This is a genomic window from Streptomyces chiangmaiensis (assembly GCF_036281785.1).
GTDB classification, from domain to species: Bacteria; Actinomycetota; Actinomycetes; order Streptomycetales; family Streptomycetaceae; genus Streptomyces; species Streptomyces chiangmaiensis.
Genome location: NZ_JAYWVC010000146.1, coordinates 1 through 20483, shown reverse-complemented (window position 1 = coordinate 20483; position 20483 = coordinate 1). Strand labels below are relative to the sequence as shown.

The following is a 20483-nucleotide window of genomic DNA, read 5'->3' as shown; positions in this document are numbered from 1 at the left end:
CGCTGCCGGCCGAGGTCGCTCAGCTCATCCACGCCCACCCGACGCAGAACGAGGCACTCGGCGAGGCCCACCTTGCCCTCGCCGGCAAGCCCCTCCACTCCCACGACTGACGCCTTCAGTCTTCGGGCGCGACGACACAGACTTCCGCAATTCGTAAGGAGCAACCGAAACCATGCCGGTTTCCGTAACCCTTCCGGCGCTCGGTGAGAGCGTCACCGAGGGCACCGTCACCCGCTGGCTGAAGGCCGAGGGCGAGCGCGTCGAGGCCGACGAGCCGCTGCTCGAGGTCTCGACCGACAAGGTCGACACCGAGATCCCCGCTCCGGCCTCCGGCGTCCTGACCTCCATCAAGGTGGCCGAGGACGAGACCGTCGAGGTCGGCGCCGAACTGGCCGTCATCGACGACGGCACGGGTGCCCCCGCCGCCGCTCCGGCCCCGGTCGCCGCAGAGGTGCCCGCCCCGGCCCCCGAGCCCGTACCCGCCGCGGCCGCCCCGGCTCCGGCCGCGCCGGCCCCCGCCGCCGCCCCGGCCGCCCCCGCCGGTGGCGCCCAGGGCACCGACGTGGTCCTGCCCGCGCTCGGCGAGTCGGTCACCGAGGGCACCGTCACCCGCTGGCTGAAGTCGGTCGGCGACTCCGTCGAGGCCGACGAGCCGCTGCTCGAGGTCTCCACGGACAAGGTCGACACCGAGATCCCGGCGCCCGCCTCCGGCGTGCTGCTCGAGATCGTGGTCGGCGAGGACGAGACCGCCGAGGTCGGCGCCAAGCTGGCCGTCATCGGCGCCTCGCGTGCCGCTCCGGCGGCTGCCCCCGCCCCGGCGGTCCCCGCGCCCGCCGCGGCCGCCCCGGCGCCGGCCCAGCCCGCGGCCCCGGCGGCACCCGCCGCCCCGGCGCCGGCCCAGCCCGCGGCCCCGGCGGCACCCGCCGCCCCGGCTCCGGCCCCCGCCGCTCCGGCCGCGCCCGCCGCTGCCGTCCCGGCTCCCGCCCGGCCCGCCGCCCCGGCTCCCGCGCCGGTCACCCCGGCCCCGGCCGCCGTCCAGCCGACCGACGAGGGCGCGTACGTGACCCCGCTGGTGCGCAAGCTCGCCGCCGAGAACGGCGTCGACCTGTCCACCGTCAAGGGCACCGGCGTCGGCGGCCGCATCCGCAAGCAGGACGTCCTCGCCGCCGCCGAGGCCGCGAAGGCCGCCGCCGCGGCACCGGCCGCGGCTCCGGCCGCCGCCGCTCCGGCCGCGAAGAGGGCCCCGGTCCTGGAGGTCTCCCCGCTGCGTGGCCAGACCGTGAAGATGCCGCGGATCCGCAAGGTCATCGGCGACAACATGGTCAAGGCCCTGCACGAGCAGGCCCAGCTGTCCTCGGTCGTCGAGGTCGACGTGACCCGCCTGATGCGTCTGCGCGCCCAGGCCAAGGACGCGTTCGCGGCCCGCGAGGGCGTCAAGCTCTCCCCGATGCCGTTCTACGTCAAGGCCGCCGCCCAGGCGCTGAAGGCCCACCCGGTCATCAACGCCAAGATCAACGAGGCGGAGGGGACCATCACCTACTTCGACACCGAGAACATCGGTATCGCGGTGGACTCCGAGAAGGGCCTGATGACCCCGGTCATCAGGAACGCCGGTGACCTCAACATCGCCGGCATCGCCAAGGCCACCGCGGAACTGGCGGGCAAGGTCCGGGCCAGCAAGATCACCCCGGACGAGCTGTCCGGCGCGACCTTCACCATCAGCAACACCGGTTCGCGCGGTGCGCTGTTCGACACGATCATCGTGCCGCCGGGTCAGGTCGCGATCCTCGGCATCGGTGCCACGGTGAAGCGCCCGGCCGTGATCGAGACGGAGGAAGGCACGGTCATCGGCGTCCGCGACATGACCTACCTGACCCTGTCCTACGACCACCGTCTGGTGGACGGCGCCGACGCGGTGCGCTACCTGACCGCGGTCAAGGCCATTCTGGAGGCGGGCGAGTTCGAGGTGGAGCTCGGCCTCTGAGCCACCGACAGGTGACCGACTCCTACGGCGCCCCCGTCCGGAATCTTCCGGGTGGGGGCGCCGCGCTTCGCCCCACGTCCGACCACGCGGCCGAACTGCCCGGCTCCTCCCCCGGTCTTCGTCCCGTGCTCCGGACGCCGAGCGGGGCATCCTCGGGGCCGCCCCGTCCACGGCCGTGACGTGGTCCCGGCCAGGGGCCGGTTCCGCCGGTGACACGGCGGCCGCAGCGCCGCGGTGTGCCCGGTACGGCCCCTGTGGGACGCGCCGTCACCGGGGGCGTGTAAGTCTTGTCTCACCTGCGCGAAAGCGCCGCCAAGCACCCTTCCGGTACGGCGAGACGGCCTTATTGTCTAGACGTCAGCCCTCGCCTAAGGAGCCCTCATGACCGCGCCCGTCGTCCACTCGCTGCGCGAACAGATCCGCGAGCACATCGTGGAGGGGATCGTCAGCGGGCGCTGGAAGCCGGGCGAGCGGATCGTGGAGCGGCGGATCGCCACGGAGCTGGAGGTCAGTCAGACGCCGGTCCGTGAGGCGCTGCGGGAGCTGGAGTCACTGCGGCTGATCGAGTCGGCGCCGAACAAGGGCGTGAGGGTGCGGAATCTGACCGCGGCGGACCTGGAGGAGTCCTACCCCGTCCGAGCCGGTCTGGAGGCCATCGCGGCCGAACTGGCGGCGGACCGGCTTGCGGAGGACTGCTCGGCCCTCGAACCGCACGTCGCCGCGCTGTACGAGGCGGACCGGAGGTCGGACGGTACGGGACAGGTGCGGCACACGGTGGCGTTCCACCGGGAGCTGGTGCGAGCGGCCCACAACTCGGTGCTGCTGCACACCTGGGAGGGGCTCGGCATCGAGGTGTTCACCGCGCTGTCCATCCGGTGGCTGGGCACGGTGCAGCAGTCGTACGCGGAGGAGCACGAGGAGCTGGTGGCCGCGTTCCGCCGCCGCGATCCGCGGATCGCCGACATAGTGAAGGCTCACGTCCTGGGGTGCGCACCACGAGCATGAGGCCCCCGAACACCCGAGCGCGCTCCTGCTCAAACGCCGCGCCACCTGCAAAAACCCCGAGCTGCGGCGGCACCCGGTGTCTTATGTCGAGGCACCCCGTGCCGACTTTCTCGTGATCGGGAGTTTTTGGCCCTGCAACCTTTGATCGATCATCGATCAGGGAGTTACAGTCGCCCATGGGCTTCCACCCGAGGCCCAGCCCTGTCCTGCCAAAGACCTAGGGCAACCCCGACCCTTACCGATGAGGGAACCCCCTTCGACTGAGGAAGGCGGCGACATGACCGACCCCAACGCCATCCAGCCGAGCGAGCTCGACCAGCTCCCGGACCGCGACCCCGAGGAGACCGCCGAATGGCAGGCCTCCCTGGACGCCGTCACCAAGGCGGCCGGGCCGCACCGTGCCGCATACCTGATGCGCCGCACGCTGGAGCGCGCGGAGGGCACCGGTATCGCGCTGCCCAAGCTGCTCGAGACCGACTACGTCAACACCATCCCGACCGCCGCCGAGCCGGCCGTCCCCGGTGACGAGGCCATGGAGGCCCGGATCACCGCGTGGAACCGGTGGAACGCGGCCGCGATGGTGACCCGTGGCAGCAAGCACGGCGTCGGCGGCCACATCGCCACCTTCGCCTCCGCCGCCTGGCTGTACGAGACCGGCTTCAACCACTTCTTCCACGGCAAGGAGGGCGACGGGTCCGGCGACCAGCTCTACATCCAGGGCCACGCCTCCCCCGGCATCTACGCCCGTGCCTTTCTCGACGGCCGGCTGACCGAGGCCCACCTCGACAACTTCCGCCAGGAAGCAGCCGGCAACGGACTGCCGTCGTACCCGCACCCGCGCCGTCTGCCCTGGCTGTGGGAGTTCCCGACGGTGTCGATGGGCCTCGGCCCGCTCTCCGCGATCTACCAGGCGCGCTTCAACCGCTACCTCACCAACCGCGGCATCAAGGACGTCTCCTCCTCACACGTGTGGGCGTTCCTCGGCGACGGCGAGATGGACGAGCCCGAGTCGACGGCCGCCATCGCACTGGCCGCGCGTGAGGAACTGGACAACCTCACCTTCGTCATCAACTGCAACCTGCAGCGCCTCGACGGCCCGGTCCGCGCCAACTTCAAGATCGTGCAGGAGCTGGAGGCCCAGTTCCGCGGCGCCGGCTGGAACGTCGTCAAGACGCTGTGGGGCTCCGACTGGGACGAACTGTTCGCCCTGGACACGACGGGCGCGCTGGTACGCCGGCTGCGCGAGGTGCCGGACGCGCAGATCCAGACCTACCAGACCCGTGACGCCGCCTACATCCGCGAGCACTTCTTCGGTGCCGACCCGGCGCTGCGGGAGATGGCGAAGCTGCTGAGCGACGCCAAGATCATCAACTGCTTCCAGTTCTCCCGCGGCGGCCACGAGGCCCGCAAGGTCTACGCCGCGTACCGGGCCGCTCTGCAGCACAAGGGCGCTCCCACGGTGATCCTGGCCCAGACGGTCAAGGGCCACACGCTGGGCAGCGGCTTCGCGTCGAAGAACGCCAACCACCAGATGAAGAAGCTGACGGTCGACCAGTTCAAGGAGATGCGTGACCTCCTCGACCTGCCGATCTCCGACAGCCTGTTCGTCGACGGCCAGGTCCCCTACGGCCACCCGGGCACCGACTCCCCCGAGGTCCGCTACCTCCAGGAGCGCCGCGCGGCCCTCGGCGGCCCGGCTCCCGCTCGCCGTACGCACGCGCTGGCCCCGCTGCCCGCCCCGGCGGACAAGGCCTTCGCCGCTTTCGACAAGGGCTCCGGCTCGCAGAACGTCGCCACCACCATGGCCTTCGTGCGCCTGGTCAAGGACCTGGTGCGCGACAAGGAGACGGGCAGGCGCTGGGTGCCGATCGTCCCGGACGAGGCACGCACGTTCGGCATGGAGTCGCTCTTCCCGTCCCTCGGCATCTACTCGCCGAAGGGCCAGACGTACGAGCCGGTCGACCGCGACCAGCTGATGTACTACAAGGAGGCCAAGAACGGCCAGATCCTCAACGAGGGGATCACCGAGGCCGGTTCGATGGCCGACTTCATCGCCGCGTCGAGCGCGTACGCGACGCACGGCGAGGCGATGATCCCGTTCTACATCTTCTACTCGATGTTCGGCTGGCAGCGCACGGCCGACCAGATGTGGCAGCTCGGCGACCAGCTCGGCCGCGGCTTCCTCGTCGGCGCCACGGCCGGCCGCACCACGCTGACCGGTGAGGGACTGCAGCACGCCGACGGCCACTCTCCCGTCATCGCCGCCACCAACCCCGCGGCGCTGGCCTACGACCCGGCGTTCGCGTACGAGATCGCGGTCATCGTGAAGGACGGCCTGCGTCGCATGTACGGCGAGGCGGCCCCGGGCGAGGACCAGAACGTCTTCTACTACCTCACCGTCTACAACGAGCCGCTGCCCCAGCCCGCGAAGCCGGCGGTGGCCGGCATCGACGAGGGCATCGTCAAGGGCCTGTACCGCTACAACACGGCGGAGTCGGCGGGGCTTTCCCCGGCGGCGAACGCCCCGCGCATCCAGCTGCTGGGCTCCGGCACGGCGATCCACTGGGCGCTTCAGGCGCAGAAGCTGCTCGCCGAGGAGTGGGGCGTCGCGGCGGACGTGTGGTCGGCGACGTCGTGGGGCGAACTGCGCCGCGACGCCCTGGAGGCCGACGCCGCGCTGCTGCGGGGCGAGGAGCGCGTCCCGTACGTGCGTCGGGCGCTGCACGGCGCCGAGGGCCCGGTCCTCGCGGTCTCCGACTACATGCGCCAGGTCCCCGACCAGATCGCGCAGTGGGTGGAACAGGACTACTCCTCGCTGGGCGCCGACGGCTTCGGCCTCTCGGACACCCGTGAGGCGGCCCGCCGCCACTTCGGCGTCGACGCGCCGTCGATCGTCGTCGCGGCCCTGGCCCAGCTCGCCCGGCGCGGCGAGGTCAAGGCCACGGCCGTGAAGGAGGCCCGGGACAAGTACGGCCTGTAGGGGCCGGTGTCCGGCGAAGGGGTACGGCGACCGCCGTACCCCTTCGCCGTGTCACAAGAGAGCCGGCCCGGGCGCCCCGTGGGCGAACGATCCGCCGATCCGGTGGCGCACGGCATGATGACCGCATGCGTGCCGCCCGTCTCATCAAAATGGTGCTGCTGCTGCAGTCCAGGCCCTCCATGACCGCGGCCGAGCTGGCCCGTGAGCTGGAGGTGTCCGAGCGCACCGTCACCCGGGACGCCCAGGCGTTGTCGGAGGCGGGCGTCCCGGTGTACGCCGAACGTGGGCGGACCGGCGGGTACCGGCTCGTCGGCGGATACCGCACCCGGCTGACCGGGCTCGCACGCGGCGAGGCCGAGGCCCTGTTCCTCAGCGGGGTTCCGGGGGCGCTGCGGGAGATGGGCCTCGAGGACGCGGCCTCCGCGGCGCGGCTGAAGGTGTCCGCGGCCCTCCTGCCCTCCTTGCGCGACGCGTCGCGTACGGCGGCGCAGCGGTTCCACCTGGACGCGCCCGCCTGGTTCACCGAGCCCACGACGCCACGGCTGCTGCCGGCGGTCGCGGACGCGGTGTGGGACGACCGGCGGATCACCGCGTGCTACCGGCGGGGCGAGGACGTGGTGGAGCGGGCACTGGAACCGTACGGGCTCGTCCTCAAGGCGGGGGTCTGGTACCTGTGCGCACGAGTGGCGGAGCACGGCTCCTTCCGGGTGTACCGCATCGACCGCTTCACGGCCGTAAACGCGGGTGAGGACCGGTTCGAGCGGGACGAGGAGTTCGATCTGCCCGCCTTCTGGGCGGAGCGTGCGGAGGAGTTCGCGCGGTCCATCCTGCGGGCCGAGGTCGTGGTGCGGCTGTCCGCGGACGGCGTACGGAGACTGGCGTACGCCGTCGATCCGGCCTCGGCCCGTCAGGCGCTGACGACCGCGGGCGTCCCGGACGAGCGGGGCTGGGTGACGGTGACCCTGCCGGTGGAATCCGAGGAGGTCGCGCACACCCAACTCACGGGGCTGGGCCCGGAGGTCGAGGTGCTGTCTCCTGAGGGGCTGCGGGCCCGTTTCGCCGGCGACGCCACCCGGCTGGCGGAGCTCTACTCCCCATGACGATCCGCCGCACTCCGCGTGCGCCCCACCCGCTCAGGCCCGATGCTGGTCGGGTGATGGACGAGACGGAGTTCTGGGATCTGGTGGACGTGAGCCGGGAGGCCGCCGAAGGCGACGCCGACGAGCAGGCCGACCGGCTCGTCGAGCGACTGGTCCAGCTCGACCCGGACTCTGTCCTGGACTTCGCCCGGCACTTCGAGTCCCGGTACAACCGCGCCTACCGCTGGGACCTGTGGGGCGCCGCCTGGGTACTGCTCGACGGGGCGAGTGACGACGCGTTCGACTTCTTCCGGTGCTGGCTGATCGGGCAGGGCCGGGACGTCTTCGAGGGCGCCGTGCACGACCCCGACTCGCTCGCCGATCTCCTGGAGGACTTCGACGAGGAGGTGGACGGGGACGGTGAGGAGCTCGGCTACGCGGCGGACGAGGCGTACGAGCAGCTCACCGGGACCGTGGCGCCCGACCTGGGCATTCCGCCCGCGGCCTCCGAACCGGCCGGAACCCCGTTCGACCTGGAGAACGAATCCGTGCTCGCGGAGCGCTATCCCAGGCTGTGGGACAGGTTCAAGGGTTGAGGCCGATGACGCCACCTCTCACGCCGTGCTCCGGCGGCCGGGACGCGAGGGCAAAGGAGCCCGCGCCTCACCGGCGCCCGCGAGGACATGCCCCGGTGCCCGGTCCGGTCACGCCGCGTGGTGCAGCGGTGCCCCGGACTCCACGTGCGGCCTGTGGCGCTGCCGTGGGCCATGCCCTCCGCGCGCGTACCGAAGATCCGGAGCCTTCACCGACGGCCCTGGAGACGGGCCGCCTTCTCCCTGATCGAAGGGAGCAGCGCCTTGAGTGCCGCGCCCGGGCAGCTCGTCATATAGCCGTCGTTGTGGCCCGCGAGCGTGGGCATCAAGACGGGGGTCCCCTCCTTGTACCGGCTCAGACCGTTGCTGGAGACAAGCCGGATCTTGGTGCGTGGGTCGATGTTGGCGAGGCCGAGCTTCCATGCGGCGAGGGCGGCGATCGCGTCCACCATGGGCTTGGGAACGGGCACGCCCGCGGTGAAGGTGCCGATGGCGGCGATGCCGACGGTGCGGTGGTTGAAGCCCTGCGTGTGGGCTCCGGTGACGGGCCGGTCGACGCCGCCCGCACGGCCCTCGTAGATGGTGCCGCAGCGGTCGACGAGGAAGTTGTAGCCGATGTCGTCCCAGTGGCGGCTTCCTCTCTGGCCCGTGTAGAGGTAGCGGATGATGCGCGGCACGGTGGCGCAGTCATAGCCGTTGGGCGAGTCGGTGTGGTGGACGAAGACGGCGACGTCCTTGTCGTCGTAGCGCGGCGGCGGCTGGTTCCGGGTGGCGACGTCCGCCCAGGCCGACCTCGGCACGATGTGTGGCTTGGGGGCCGGGTGAAGAACGGCGGACCGGGCCACGACCGGGCGCGGCGTACGGACCAGCATCGGGCGCTCGACGCCGGAGGCGCACACCACCAGGGCGCAGGCGGCGGCGACACCGGGCAGACAGCCGAGCAGCAGCAGGACGGCGCTTTTGAGCCTCGGCGCACCGCTGCTCCAGGCCCCCCACGTTCTTCGGAAGTCACGCATGGAGCCACTTTCCGTCCGTCCCGGAACATCCGCGATGTGTGGTGTGCCACCTGGCGGAACCATCGTCACGGTCCGCGGCGTTTTTACAGGTCGACGCGTGCGTGCCCGGTTTCCGGGCCTACGCGCGGGTGGCTGATCACCGGGCTTGCGCCGCGCGTACTAGGGGGTCCGAGAGAAAGGCGGCTCCGTGGACCTGCTCGACATCCTGCTCATCCTCGTGATCCTGGCCTACGCGGCCTCCGGCTTCCGGCGGGGGCTGGTGGCCGGGTGTGTCTCACTGGCCGGCTTCGTGGGCGGTGCCGCGGTCGGCGTGTGGATCCTGCCCTGGGTCATGAACCTGGTGACGCGGGGGACCACCGCGGCGACGGTGACCGCCGTGGTCACGGTGCTGGTCCCGGCGGCGGTGGGGCACGAACTGGCGGGGCGCCTCGCGCTCAAGCTGCGGCGCGAGCTGGACCACGGGCCACTGCGGTTGGCCGACGGCATCGGCGGCGCGGCGGCGAACGCGGTGGCCGTGCTGATCGTGGCGTGGGTGGCCGCGAGCGTCCTGGGCGCCTCCTCGTCCCCGCTGGTCACCCAGGCGATCCGGGACTCGAGGCTGCTGGGCGCCGTGCAGAACGCGATGCCGGACACCACTCCGACGTGGTTCTCGCGGGCCACTTCGGCGCTCACCCAGGCGGGCTTCCCTCAGGTCTTCAACCCCTTCGAGAACGAGCCCACGGCCGGGGTGGCCAAGCCCTCCGGGGACAGCGTCACGGCGAGCGCGGCCAAAGCCGCCAAGTTGAGCACGGTCAAGATCGAGGGCGCCTCGGGCATCCAGGGCCGGGAGGGCAGCGGCTTTGTGTACGCGGCGCAGCACGTGATGACCAACGCCCACGTCGTGGCGGGCATCGACCGTCCGAGCGTCCGGGTCGGCGGCGTCGGTCCCTCGTACGCGGCGCGTGTGGTGCTCTTCGACCCGAACCGGGATGTGGCCGTGCTGTACGTGCCCGATCTGCGCGCCCCCGTCCTGCGCTTCGACGACGGCGCGAAGCGCGGGGACTCCGCCGTGGTTGCGGGCTATCCGGAGGACGGTGGCCTGACGCTGCGGGCCGCCACCGTGGCGAACCGGATCCGGGCCACGGGCCAGAACATCTACAGCACCGACACCGTCACGCGGGAGATCTACTCGATCCGCTCGAGCGTCCTGCCCGGCAACTCCGGCGGCCCGCTGCTCACCACTGAAGGCCGGGTCTTCGGCGTGGTCTTCGCCCGCTCCACCTCGGACGAGGAGACCGGCTATGTGCTGACGGCGGACGAGGTCGCGGGCGACGCACAGCGCGCGGCACACGCCACGACGGCGGTGGACACGGGCGATCTCACCACCTCCTGAGCCCCGCGGGCCGCGCGCACGGGCTTTTACAGGGAGCGCCCCATGAACACGTCGTCGACGTACTCGCCGTCGAGCAGGAACTCCTCGGGCAGGATCCCCTCCACCACGAACCCCTCGGACTCGTAGAGCGCCCTCGCGAGGGTGTTGTGCCCGAGGACCCGCAGGGTGATGCGGCGGGCTCCCCGCCGCCGTGCCTCGTCCTGCACAGCCCGCAGCAGCGCCCGCCCGACCCCGGCGCCACGCGCCTCGTCCGCGACGACGAGCCCCTGGATCTGGCGGACATGGGAGTTGCACGCGAGCGGCGTCGGGAACCCGAGCCGGATGTAGCCCACGACGACGCCGGCGCGTTCGGCGACCAGGTGGTCCCGCGGCCCGAACCGCTCGGTGAAGAAGGGCTCGAACGGCGGCCGCGGGCGCGGCTGGACGGAGTGCAGCGGAGACCAGGTGACCCGGTCGAGCCGGCCGAGCGTCTCGTCGTCGTCGAGAGTGGCGTGGCGTATGTACGGAACGGGCATGGGGTCACTGTACGGCGGGCGTACGAGGATCCGTCCGGTCGCATCTCGAGGCCGCTGGACGCACCGAACACGGTGCGCCGGGCAGGATGGGCTCATGGAACGTTCCCGAATCGCCGTGGCCGGTGCGTCCGGTCTCATCGGCAGCGCCCTGGTGCGGTCGCTGACCGCGGACGGGCACCAGGTGGTACGCCTGGTGCGTCGTGCGGCCCGTGGCGAGGACGAGGTCCGCTGGGATCCCGAGGAGCAGTACATCGACGCGGCCGGTCTCCTCGGGTGCCACGCGGTGGTCAACCTCGCCGGCGCCGGCATCGGCGACCACCGCTGGACGGACACGTACAAGAAGACGCTGCGCGACAGCCGGGTGCTCGGCACGGCGGCGCTCGCGGAGGCCGTCGCCTCCCTCCCCGAGCCGCCGCGCGTCTTCGTCAGCGGCAGCGCGATCGGCTACTACGGCGAGACCGGGGACCGGGCGGTGGACGAGACGGCCCCGCCCGGAGACGGTTTCCTGCCCTCGCTGTGCGTGGAGTGGGAGGGTGCCGCGGACGCCGCGCAGGAGGCGGGTGTGCGGACGGTGTTCGTGCGCACGGGTCTGGTGGTGGCGCGGGAGGGCGGGGCCTGGGGCAGGCTGTTCCCGCTTTTCAAGGCGGGGCTCGGCGGGCGGATGGGCGACGGGCACCAGTACTGGTCGTTCATCTCGCTGCACGACGAGGTGGCCGCGATCCGCCATCTCATCGACCGCGAGGACCTCTCCGGACCGTTCAATCTGACGGCTCCTCATCCTCTGACCAACCGTGAGATCACGGCGGCGATGGGGCGCCTGCTGCACCGGCCGACGCTGTTCTCGGCACCCGCGCCGGCCCTGCGTCTCGCGCTCGGCGAAATGGCCGGGGACGTGCTCGGCAGTGCGCGGGTGCTGCCCGGGCGGCTGCTGGAGTCCGGATTCTCGTTCGCCTTCCCGGAGATCGACCAGGCGTTGCGGGCAGCGCTCCGCTCGTAGCCGCGGGACCGGACGACGGCACGGAATGCTCGCGTTCGACCGTATGCGACCACTGTGCGACCGTGCTCTGTCCATGCGCGACTTCGCCTGCCCGCTCCCGGACCTACGCTCGTCCCGAACTCGGGTATCCCGGACGCCTGTTGCGGGCATGACGTCTCCACCGGCCGCACAACCTCGAGGAGGGGCACGTGCTAGAGCCCGTGTATCAGGCGGACGTCGTCATCGTGGGGGCCGGGGTCGCCGGTCTCGCGGCGGCCCACCGGCTGACCAGTGCAGGAGTGTCGACGGCGGTCCTGGAGGCCGCTCATTGCGTCGGCGGCCGCATGTCGACCGAGAAGGTCGACGGCTTCCGGCTCGACCCGATCGGACAGCTTCTGTCCACGTCCTATCCCGAACTGCGCCTGTCCCCGGGACTCGACGCGCTGGTCCTGCGCCCGTTCGCGCCAGGCGTTCTGGTGCACAGCGATGGGCGCCACCATCGTGCGGGCCCTCCCCCGGTGGGAGGGGGCGCGGGGGGCGCACGGGGCGCACTCAATGCGGTACGTGCTCTCGCGAGTGCTCCTCTCACGGCCTCCGCGCCTCGCGCCGGGGTCGGAGCGGCCGGAGCACGCGCCGCCCGGTCGAGGGCTGCGGGATCCCGTGCAGCCGCCCCGCTCGGCGGTGCCGTGGATCAGGCCCGGCTCGGCGCGGCACTCGCGCGCATCGCCGCCACGCCCGTGGAACGGCTGCTGGCCCGGCCCGAGTTGCCCGCCCGGCACGCGCTCACGGACCGCGGGCTCCCCGCCCGTACGGTCGACGGTTTTCTGCGTCCGCTGCTCGCCGCCCTGTTGTGCGACCCCGAGCTGACCACCTCCAGCCGCTGCGCCGACCTCGCCCTGCACGCCTTCGCGCGCGGCCCGCTGTGCCTGCCGGAGGGCGGCGCGGAGGTCCTGCCGGAATTGCTGGCGCGGGCACTGCCACCGGGCACGGTGCACACCGGGGTCCGCGTCACCTCCGTCTCCACGACCTCGGTGACCACCGCCGACCACGGTGAACTCCGCTGCCGCTCCGTCCTGCTGGCCACCGACGCGCACGCCGCCGCCGAGTTGCTGCCCGGTCTGCGCGTGCCCGACTTCCATCCGGTCACCGTCGTCCACCACACGACGGACGAAGCGCCGTCGACCGGGGCCTCGCTGCTGCTGGACGCGGACCGCGACGGACCGGTGGCGCACACGGCCGTCGTGAGCCTGGTGGACCCGTCCCGGGCCCCCGCGGGCCGTGCCCTGATCTCCTCCACGGTGCTGGGCACGCCCCCGGACGACGTCGACGGTGCCGTGCGGGTTCATCTGGCCCGCCTCCACGGCACCTCGACCGCACGCTGGGAGACGCTCGCCGTGCACCACACGGCGCGGGCCGTCCCGGCGATGCGGCCGCCGCACGACCTGCGCCGGCCGGTACGGCTGCTGGCCGGGCTGTACGTGTGCGGCGACCACCGGGACACGAGCACGGTGCAGGGGGCACTGCACTCCGGCAACCGGGCCGCCTCGGCGGTCCTGGCGGACCTGGGCGCGGGCCCGATGCACGCCGCGGAACGGCTGCCCACGGCGGCCTGAGCCTCACCGGAGCGCGGCGACCTTGTCGCGGTATCCCCGCACGGGCGCCGCGTCCTTGTACGGCTCCAGGCGGCGCTCGAAGTCCCTCACATACTCGACCGCCCGCACCGACCGCATCTCCGACGCCTGCCCGGCGGCCTCGGCCCCCAACTGGCAGGCCTGGTCGAGCTCGCCGAGGCCGAGCCGCGCCGAGGCGAGCACGACCCGGCAGAACAGCCGGCTGCGGGCGAACCCGGCCGCCCGCAGCTGCAACGACCGCTCGGAGTGCTGGACGGCGGCCCGGTACTGCTGCAGGTCCCGGTGACAGTGCCCGAACTCGTCGGCGAGCTGCGCCTCGTCGAAGAACCGTGCCCAGTACGGGAGTTCGTCGCCCGGACGGGCGGCCTCGAGGGCCCGCTCGGCCCGGACCAGCGAGGCGGTGCACGCGCGTACCTCGCCGAGCACGCCGTGCCCGCGCGCCTCGACGGCGTGCAGCAGCGCCTGAATGACGGGCGGCGCCGAGGTGCCGACCCCCTGCTGCGCCACGCGCGCGAGCTGCACGGCCTCGCGTCCATGGCCGAGGTAGACGGCCTGCCGGCTCATCGTGACCAGCACGTATGCCCCGTACATCCGGTCCCCCGCCGCCTGGGCCAGCCGCAGCGCCTGGACGAAGTAGCGCTGGGCGAGGCCGTGCGCGCCGATGTCGTACGACGTCCAGCCCGCGAGCCGGGTCAGATCGGCAGCCGCCGCGAACAGGCGGCGGCCCGTCTGCTCTCCGTAGGTGCCGCGCAGCATGGGCTCGGCCTCGTGCTCCAGGTAGCGCACCAGCGCCTGGCGGGCATGGCCGCCGCCGTAGGCGTGGTCGAGGGCACGGAACAGCTCGCCGACCGAGCGGAGCGCGGCGATGTCGCCTCCGCTGACCTTCTGACCGGGGCCGCGCTCCGACTGGCCGCGCTGCCGGGGCACCGCGGGACGGCCCTGGGCCGGGATGCGGGGAGCCGCCTCGCCGCGGCTCACCTTGTCGTCGGCCCGGCCGATCAGCCAGTCCCGGCTGGGTACGACGAGCCCGGCCGGGGTGAACGCGATCTTCCGCAGCTCGGCATGGCTGCCGGAGTCCTTGCGCCACAGGCCGCTGACGATGTCGACGGCCTCCTCCGGGGTGGCGGCGAACTCCAGCCCCGCGTACACCGGGGCGCATGCGTCGAGCCCGAGGTCCTGCGCCGTGAGCCGGCGCCCGAGGCGCCGGGTGAACACCTCGGCGATGAGGGCGGGCGTGGTGCCGCGCGGCTGCTGTCCGCGCAGCCAGCGCGTCACGGAGGTCTTGTCGTATCTGAGATCGAGCCCGTGTTCGAGGCCCAGCTGGTCGACGCGGCGGGCGAGACCCGCGTTGGAGAACCCCGCTTCTGCGATGAGCGCGGCGAGCTGTCGGTTGGGGGTGCGCTGCGCGGGTCGTTCCGTCATCTGCGGTGCGGTCTCCGTATCGCCTGTGAGCAGCCCTGATGGCCATGTGAACGGCGTGAATGTAGCGGAGAGTGAGCAGCCGGTCGCACGCAACGACATCCATTCATCCGATCGTGTGAGGATTGACGGTCGGGCTGACGGGGCGGCGTGTGGGCGATGGCACCCCGCCCACACCCGGACCACACCGGCTGGACGTACAGTGGCGTGGGCGCCGTTCGCGCCTTACGAGGCTTCTAGGGAGGCGCTTGCCGTGAGTGAGTTGCGGTTCGTCCGCATGGGGTTCGGGGCCGAGGCCGTCGAATACCAGGCGGCTTGGGACGAGCAGCGCCGAGTGCACGCCGCCCGCTTCGCGGACGAGATCCCGGACACCTGCCTGCTGCTCGAGCACCCCCCGGTCTACACCGCGGGCCGGCGCACGGCGGACGACGAGCGGCCTCTGGACGGCACTCCGGTGATCGACGTCGACCGCGGCGGCAAGATCACCTGGCACGGTCCCGGCCAGCTGGTGGGCTACCCGATCCAGAAGCTCCCGCGCCCGGTCGACGTCGTGGCCCACGTACGCCGCCTCGAAGAGGCCCTGATCCGCACCTGCGCCGAGTTCGGCCTGGAGACCACCCGGGTCGAGGGCCGCAGCGGTGTGTGGGTCCTCGGCGACCCGGTCGAGCAGCGCCCCGCGCTCGGCGGGCTCTCGCTCGACTTCGACCCGCGACTGCAGGACGAGGAGTTCGACCCGCGCCTCAACGGCCCGGAGTACGCCCCGTCCAACGCGGGCCAGCGGCGCGAGGACCGCAAGATCGCCCAGATCGGCATCCGCGTGGCCAAGGGCGTGACGATGCACGGTTTCTCGTTCAACATCCACCCGGAAATGACCTGGTTCGACAAGATCATCCCGTGCGGCATCCGCGACGCGGGCGTGGCGTCCCTCGCGAACGAGCTGGGCCGCGACGTGACGATCGACGAGGTGCTGCCGGTGGTCGAGCGGCATCTGAAGGACGTACTGGAGAACGCGGACCTCAAGCCGCGGGTCATCGAGAAGGCCTCCGCCTGACCGGGGAATGCCCCTCGTGGTCCTGGGGTTGGCCTCACCGGTAGGGCCCACAAACACGGGCGTACCCTGGTGTACGCCGAAGAATCGAAGCTACAGGGAGCCGATGTGTCCGCAGTCGCACCCGACGGACGCAAGATGCTGCGCCTGGAGGTCCGCAACAGCCAGACCCCCATCGAGCGCAAGCCCGAGTGGATCAAGACCCGGGCGAAAATGGGTCCCGAGTACACCAAGATGCAGAACCTCGTGAAGAGCGAGGGCCTGCACACGGTCTGCCAGGAAGCCGGCTGCCCGAACATCTACGAGTGCTGGGAGGACCGCGAGGCGACCTTCCTCATCGGCGGCGACCAGTGCACCCGGCGATGCGACTTCTGCCAGATCGACACCGGCAGGCCCGAGGCGCTGGACCGCGACGAGCCCCGCCGCGTGGGCGAGTCCGTCGTCACCATGGACCTCAACTACGCCACCATCACCGGTGTCGCACGCGACGACCTCGAGGACGGCGGCGCCTGGCTGTACGCCGAGACCGTGCGCCAGATCCACCGGCAGACCGCCGGCCGCGAGGGCGGGCACACCAAGGTCGAGCTCCTCGCCCCCGACTTCAACGCGGTCCCCGAGCAGCTCGCGGAGGTCTTCTCCTCCCGGCCCGAGGTCTTCGCCCACAACGTGGAGACCGTCCCGCGGATCTTCAAGCGCATCCGCCCCGGCTTCCGCTACGAGCGGTCCCTGAAGGTCATCAGCGCCGCCCGCGACTACGGCCTGGTGACGAAGTCGAACCTGATCCTCGGTATGGGCGAGACCCGCGAGGAGGTCAGCGACGCGCTGCGCCAGCTGCACGACGCCGGCTGCGAGCTGGTCACCATCACGCAGTACCTGCGCCCGAGCGTCCGCCACCACCCCGTGGAGCGCTGGGTCAAGCCGAACGAGTTCGTGGAGCTGAAGGAGGAGGCCGAGCAGATCGGCTTCTCCGGCGTCATGTCCGGTCCCCTGGTGCGCTCTTCGTACCGCGCCGGGCGGCTCTACCGGATGGCCGTCGAGAAGCGCGGCACGTACGTCGCCTCGCAGGCGGTCTGACCCGGCTGCGCCCACACGATTGGCACTCCGTGCCAGCTCCATGATGTGAATCCCCGCACAAGCAACTACCGCCGGGTAGTGGCCGATTGACGCGGTCCTGGACGTCCCCGCAGCTAGCGGGCGCGTCAGGGCCGCGTCAGGGTTTTCGCCCCCCGTATCAAGGCTTCATAGGTGTTTGACCGGTCGGTCATGCCCTGGTAACACCAATCAGTGACCCTGGTCTTACGCCACGTACAGCCCGGGCCCCGAACCGCCGATCCGAGGGGGACCTCCACCATGCAGGCCGCGCCTGTCCGCGCCACCGCCATTCCGTCGTTCACCGGTGCACTGCGTGCCATCGAGTCGCTGCTCATGAGCGGCGGCCAGCGGACCGCCCGCCGGAACGCCTGGACCTCCGTCCTGGAGGACCGCCGCCGCGCCAAGGACCGCGTCGAGGCGCAGCGCGTCCTGGACGCCGTGGCGCCGCGCTCGTAGCCACACCCGCACTCTCCGGAGCGACCCCACCGCTCCGCCGCGGCGGCACCGCCGTCGTCGCCGCTTGCCATGCCACGTAGACTTCGTGGCATGGCGAGGAAGGAAACCGCAGCGGACGCTGCGAACGCGGGGCGACTGAAGCAGATCGCCCTGACCTACAAGATGACCCGCAAGGCCGACCCGAAGATCGGTCTTGTACTCGCGGCTGTCGGAATCGTCACCTTCGGTGTCTTCCTCGCGATCGGTTTCTTGATCGGTCATCCTGTCTATGTCGGCATCCTCGGCTTCCTGCTCGCCTTCCTCGCGATGGCGATCGTCTTCGGACGCAGGGCCGAGCGCGCCGCCTTCGGCCAGATGGAGGGCCAGCCGGGCGCCGCAGCGGCGGTCCTGGACAACATCGGCCGCGGCTGGACCACCACCCCGGCGGTCGCGATGAACCGCAGCCAGGACGTCGTGCATCGCGCGGTCGGGAAGGCCGGCATCGTGCTGGTCGCCGAGGGCAACCCGAACCGTGTCAGGACCCTGCTGGCCGCCGAGAAGAAGAAGATGGCGCGCATCGTGGCGGACGTGCCGGTGCACGACGTGATCGTGGGCACGGGTGAGGGCCAGGTCGAGCTGAAGAAGCTCCGTACGACGATGCTGAAGTACCCGCGGGTGCTGACCGGTCCTCAGGTGACCGCGACGAACGACCGGCTGCGGGCGCTGGGCGACCTGATGAGCAACATGCCGCTGCCGAAGGGGCCCATGCCGAAGGGGATGCGGATGCCGCGGGGCGGTCGTCTGCGCTGACGCCGCCGCTGGGCCGAACCGACGTTTCCGGGCCCGGGGAACCTTGGAGGTTCTCCGGGCCCATGGTCTGTTCCGGGGTCCGGGAGCGCGGGCCGGTGGTACGGTTCCGCCGCCCTGAAGGGGCACTCACCCCAGGGACGCGGGACGGACCCTCAGATCCTGATCTCCACCGTTCCGGCCAGACGGTCGTGCAGGCCCCTGCCATCGCGGTCCCAGACCAGCGCCGGGACGGCGAGGAAGAGCAGGACCGTACGCCACAGGGCGCGCAGCGGGTTGACCCGGCCGGTGTTCAGGGCCACCACGCGCAGTCCGAAGAGCCGCTTGCCCGGGGTGAACCCGACCGTACCCACGGTGAGAGCGATCAGCGCGAAGAGGAGGAGCGGCGCCCAGACCTGGGCCGCCCGGTTGTAGCTGTCCGCGAGCAGGCCGTATGAGATCAAGAGACACAGCCCCCAGTCGACGGCGAGGGCGCCGAGGCGCCGGCCCGGGCGGGCGATCGAACCCGGCCCCTCCTGCGGCAGCCCGAGCTGCTCTCCCCGGTATCCGAGGTCCGCCCCGGCTTCCTCCAGGGCCGTGCGGGGACCGGAGAGCCAGGATCCGATTGCTTGCCTGTTGTCCACCCGTCCACGGTACTGCGCCCCTTTTGGCGGGCCGGAAGGCGGGGTCATCGAGCCTCGGGCTGGTTAACCTGGGAGAAACAAATGGGTCACGCCCGAGAAATGCCCCGTCCTTATGGTCGGCTGCAACGTGTGCCACCGCACTGGCCGCACGAACGATCTACCGCCCCGACGAGGACGGTCGGGAGTAGGAGGAGCTGGATGTTCCAGAACGCCGACGAAGCCAAGAAGTTCATCGCGGACGAGGACGTCAAGTTCATCGACGTCCGCTTCTGCGACCTGCCGGGCGTGATGCAGCACTTCACGGTGCCCGTCGATGCGTTCGACCCGGACGACGAGCTCGCCTTCGACGGGTCGTCGATCCGTGGTTTCCAGGCCATCCACGAGTCCGACATGGCGCTGCGCGCCGACCTGTCGACCGCCCGGGTCGACCCGTTCCGCCGTGACAAGACGCTGAACATCAACTTCTTCATCCACGACCCGATCACCGGCGAGCAGTACTCCCGTGACCCGCGCAACGTGGCGAAGAAGGCCGAGGCGTACCTCGCCTCCACCGGGATCGCCGACACCGCGTACTTCGGTCCCGAGGCCGAGTTCTACGTCTTCGACAGCGTCCGTTTCGCCACCAACGCGAACGAGGCCTTCTACCACATCGACTCCGAGGCCGGCGCCTGGAACACCGGCGCCCTCGAGGACAACCGTGGTTACAAGGTCCGCTACAAGGGCGGCTACTTCCCGGTCCCGCCGGTCGACCACTTCGCCGACCTGCGCGCCGAGATCACCCTGGAGCTGGAGAAGGCCGGCCTGAAGGTCGAGCGCCAGCACCACGAGGTGGGCACCGCCGGCCAGGCCGAGATCAACTACAAGTTCAACACGCTGCTCGCCGCCGCGGACGACCTGCAGCTCTTCAAGTACATCGTGAAGAACGTCGCCTGGCGCAACGGCAAGACCGCGACCTTCATGCCCAAGCCGATCTTCGGCGACAACGGCTCGGGCATGCACGTCCACCAGTCACTGTGGAACAGCGGCGACCCGCTGTTCTACGACGAGGCCGGTTACGCGGGCCTGTCGGACACCGCCCGGTACTACATCGGCGGCATCCTCAAGCACGCCCCGTCGCTGCTGGCGTTCACCAACCCGACGGTGAACTCCTACCACCGCCTGGTGCCGGGCTTCGAGGCGCCGGTCAACCTGGTGTACTCGCAGCGCAACCGCTCCGCGGCCATGCGTATCCCGATCACGGGCTCGAACCCGAAGGCCAAGCGCGTCGAGTTCCGTGCCCCGGACTCCTCCGGCAACCCGTACCTGGCCTTCTCCGCCCTGCTGCTCGCGGGCCTGGACGGCATCAAGAACAAGATCGAGCCGGCCGAGCCGATCGACAAGGACCTGTACGAGCTGGCTCCCGAGGAGCACGCGGGCGTCCCGCAGGTCCCGACCTCGCTGCCGGCCGTCCTCGACTCCCTCGAGGCCGACCACGAGTTCCTCCTCCAGGGCGACGTCTTCACGACCGACCTGATCGAGACGTGGGTCGACTTCAAGCGCACGAACGAGATCGCCCCGCTGCAGCTGCGTCCGCACCCGCACGAGTTCGAGCTCTACTTCGACGTGTGATATCGCCCCAGGTCAGAGCGGGCAACCGCTCCCCTGGGCCGTCTCTGGGCCGTCGGCCGGCTCTCCTTCTTCGGGAGAGCCGGCCTTCGGCTTTTCGGCTCCGGCTTCCGGGGTCGGCTCAGGCTGCGTCGCATCGGCAGCACCCTGGACGTCATGCGGACCGGGCAGGAACTGGCCGACCTTGCCGTGCCCGTGCTGGCCGACTACGCCTACGTCGACCTCTACGTCGACCTGGGGGAGTCCATCCCGTTCGGCGAAGAGCCCTCGACCCGAATCGACACGACGAGCGTTCGCCCTCCC

Annotated in this window: 17 protein-coding genes; 13 read left to right on the top strand and 4 right to left on the bottom strand. The window is 71.4% G+C overall.

Going from position 1 to position 20483, the window contains the following annotated elements:
• Nucleotides 1-172: 172 nt before the first annotated feature.
• From sucB to VXC91_RS30930, 5 genes are all read left to right on the top strand, one after another.
• Nucleotides 173-1984: a 2-oxoglutarate dehydrogenase, E2 component, dihydrolipoamide succinyltransferase gene (gene sucB / locus VXC91_RS30950; protein WP_329510656.1), complete on the top strand. Its 1812-nt coding sequence runs from the start codon at nucleotides 173-175 to the stop codon at nucleotides 1982-1984.
• A gap of 381 nt (nucleotides 1985-2365) precedes the next feature.
• On the top strand, nucleotides 2366-2989 hold the full coding sequence (locus VXC91_RS30945; RefSeq protein ID WP_329510655.1) for a GntR family transcriptional regulator: 624 nt from the start codon (nucleotides 2366-2368) through the stop codon (nucleotides 2987-2989).
• A gap of 277 nt (nucleotides 2990-3266) precedes the next feature.
• A complete protein-coding gene (gene aceE, locus VXC91_RS30940) occupies nucleotides 3267-5969 on the top strand; it encodes a pyruvate dehydrogenase (acetyl-transferring), homodimeric type (protein ID WP_329510654.1) in 2703 nt (900 codons plus the stop codon).
• A gap of 125 nt (nucleotides 5970-6094) precedes the next feature.
• Nucleotides 6095-7069, top strand: a complete 975-nt coding sequence (locus tag VXC91_RS30935) for a helix-turn-helix transcriptional regulator (RefSeq protein WP_329510653.1) — start codon at nucleotides 6095-6097, stop codon at nucleotides 7067-7069.
• A gap of 56 nt (nucleotides 7070-7125) precedes the next feature.
• Nucleotides 7126-7644 (top strand): DUF4240 domain-containing protein, encoded by a 519-nt coding sequence (locus VXC91_RS30930; RefSeq protein WP_329510657.1) that lies wholly within the window; start codon nucleotides 7126-7128, stop codon nucleotides 7642-7644.
• 206 nt (nucleotides 7645-7850) lie between these two features.
• Here VXC91_RS30930 and VXC91_RS30925 read toward each other — a convergent pair whose 3' ends face one another.
• Nucleotides 7851-8657, bottom strand: a complete 807-nt coding sequence (locus VXC91_RS30925; RefSeq protein ID WP_329510652.1) for a peptidoglycan recognition protein family protein — start codon at nucleotides 8655-8657, stop codon at nucleotides 7851-7853.
• A 187-nt stretch (nucleotides 8658-8844) separates the two neighbouring features.
• Between VXC91_RS30925 and VXC91_RS30920 the strand changes: the two genes are divergently transcribed.
• The gene (locus tag VXC91_RS30920) at nucleotides 8845-10029 is read left to right on the top strand and encodes a MarP family serine protease (protein WP_329510651.1); all 1185 of its coding nucleotides are present in this window, start codon (nucleotides 8845-8847) and stop codon (nucleotides 10027-10029) included.
• A 26-nt stretch (nucleotides 10030-10055) separates the two neighbouring features.
• On the opposite strand, the gene VXC91_RS30915 is transcribed toward VXC91_RS30920, so the two are convergent.
• Nucleotides 10056-10544, bottom strand: a complete 489-nt coding sequence (locus VXC91_RS30915) for a GNAT family N-acetyltransferase (protein WP_329510650.1) — start codon at nucleotides 10542-10544, stop codon at nucleotides 10056-10058.
• Between the two features lie 94 nt (nucleotides 10545-10638).
• Here VXC91_RS30915 and VXC91_RS30910 point away from each other — a divergent pair, with 94 nt between their 5' ends.
• Together VXC91_RS30910 and VXC91_RS30905 are read left to right on the top strand one after the other, a co-directional pair.
• Nucleotides 10639-11541 (top strand): TIGR01777 family oxidoreductase, encoded by a 903-nt coding sequence (locus tag VXC91_RS30910; protein ID WP_329510649.1) that lies wholly within the window; start codon nucleotides 10639-10641, stop codon nucleotides 11539-11541.
• 188 nt (nucleotides 11542-11729) lie between these two features.
• On the top strand, nucleotides 11730-13133 hold the full coding sequence (locus tag VXC91_RS30905; RefSeq protein ID WP_329510648.1) for an NAD(P)/FAD-dependent oxidoreductase: 1404 nt from the start codon (nucleotides 11730-11732) through the stop codon (nucleotides 13131-13133).
• Between the two features lie 3 nt (nucleotides 13134-13136).
• Here VXC91_RS30905 and VXC91_RS30900 read toward each other — a convergent pair whose 3' ends face one another.
• A complete protein-coding gene (locus VXC91_RS30900; protein WP_329510647.1) occupies nucleotides 13137-14573 on the bottom strand; it encodes a regulator in 1437 nt (478 codons plus the stop codon).
• 250 nt (nucleotides 14574-14823) lie between these two features.
• On the opposite strand from VXC91_RS30900, the gene lipB reads away from it, so the two are divergent.
• The 4 genes from lipB (at nucleotide 14824) to VXC91_RS30880 (ending at nucleotide 17955) form a co-directional block, all read left to right on the top strand.
• Entirely contained in the window at nucleotides 14824-15621 is a 798-nt protein-coding gene (gene lipB, locus VXC91_RS30895) for a lipoyl(octanoyl) transferase LipB (protein ID WP_329510646.1), read from the top strand.
• Between the two features lie 105 nt (nucleotides 15622-15726).
• On the top strand, nucleotides 15727-16692 hold the full coding sequence (gene lipA / locus VXC91_RS30890) for a lipoyl synthase (RefSeq protein WP_329510645.1): 966 nt from the start codon (nucleotides 15727-15729) through the stop codon (nucleotides 16690-16692).
• 276 nt (nucleotides 16693-16968) lie between these two features.
• Nucleotides 16969-17166, top strand: coding sequence for an SCO2195 family GlnR-regulated protein (locus tag VXC91_RS30885; RefSeq protein WP_329510644.1), 198 nt, complete (start codon nucleotides 16969-16971; stop codon nucleotides 17164-17166).
• Nucleotides 17167-17256: 90 nt separating this feature from the next.
• Nucleotides 17257-17955, top strand: coding sequence for a DUF4191 domain-containing protein (locus VXC91_RS30880; protein ID WP_329510643.1), 699 nt, complete (start codon nucleotides 17257-17259; stop codon nucleotides 17953-17955).
• Nucleotides 17956-18107: 152 nt separating this feature from the next.
• On the opposite strand, the gene VXC91_RS30875 is transcribed toward VXC91_RS30880, so the two are convergent.
• Nucleotides 18108-18575 (bottom strand): RDD family protein, encoded by a 468-nt coding sequence (locus VXC91_RS30875; RefSeq protein WP_329510642.1) that lies wholly within the window; start codon nucleotides 18573-18575, stop codon nucleotides 18108-18110.
• 198 nt (nucleotides 18576-18773) lie between these two features.
• Between VXC91_RS30875 and glnA the strand changes: the two genes are divergently transcribed.
• Nucleotides 18774-20183: a type I glutamate--ammonia ligase gene (glnA, locus tag VXC91_RS30870; protein WP_329510641.1), complete on the top strand. Its 1410-nt coding sequence runs from the start codon at nucleotides 18774-18776 to the stop codon at nucleotides 20181-20183.
• Nucleotides 20184-20483: the final 300 nt, after the last annotated feature.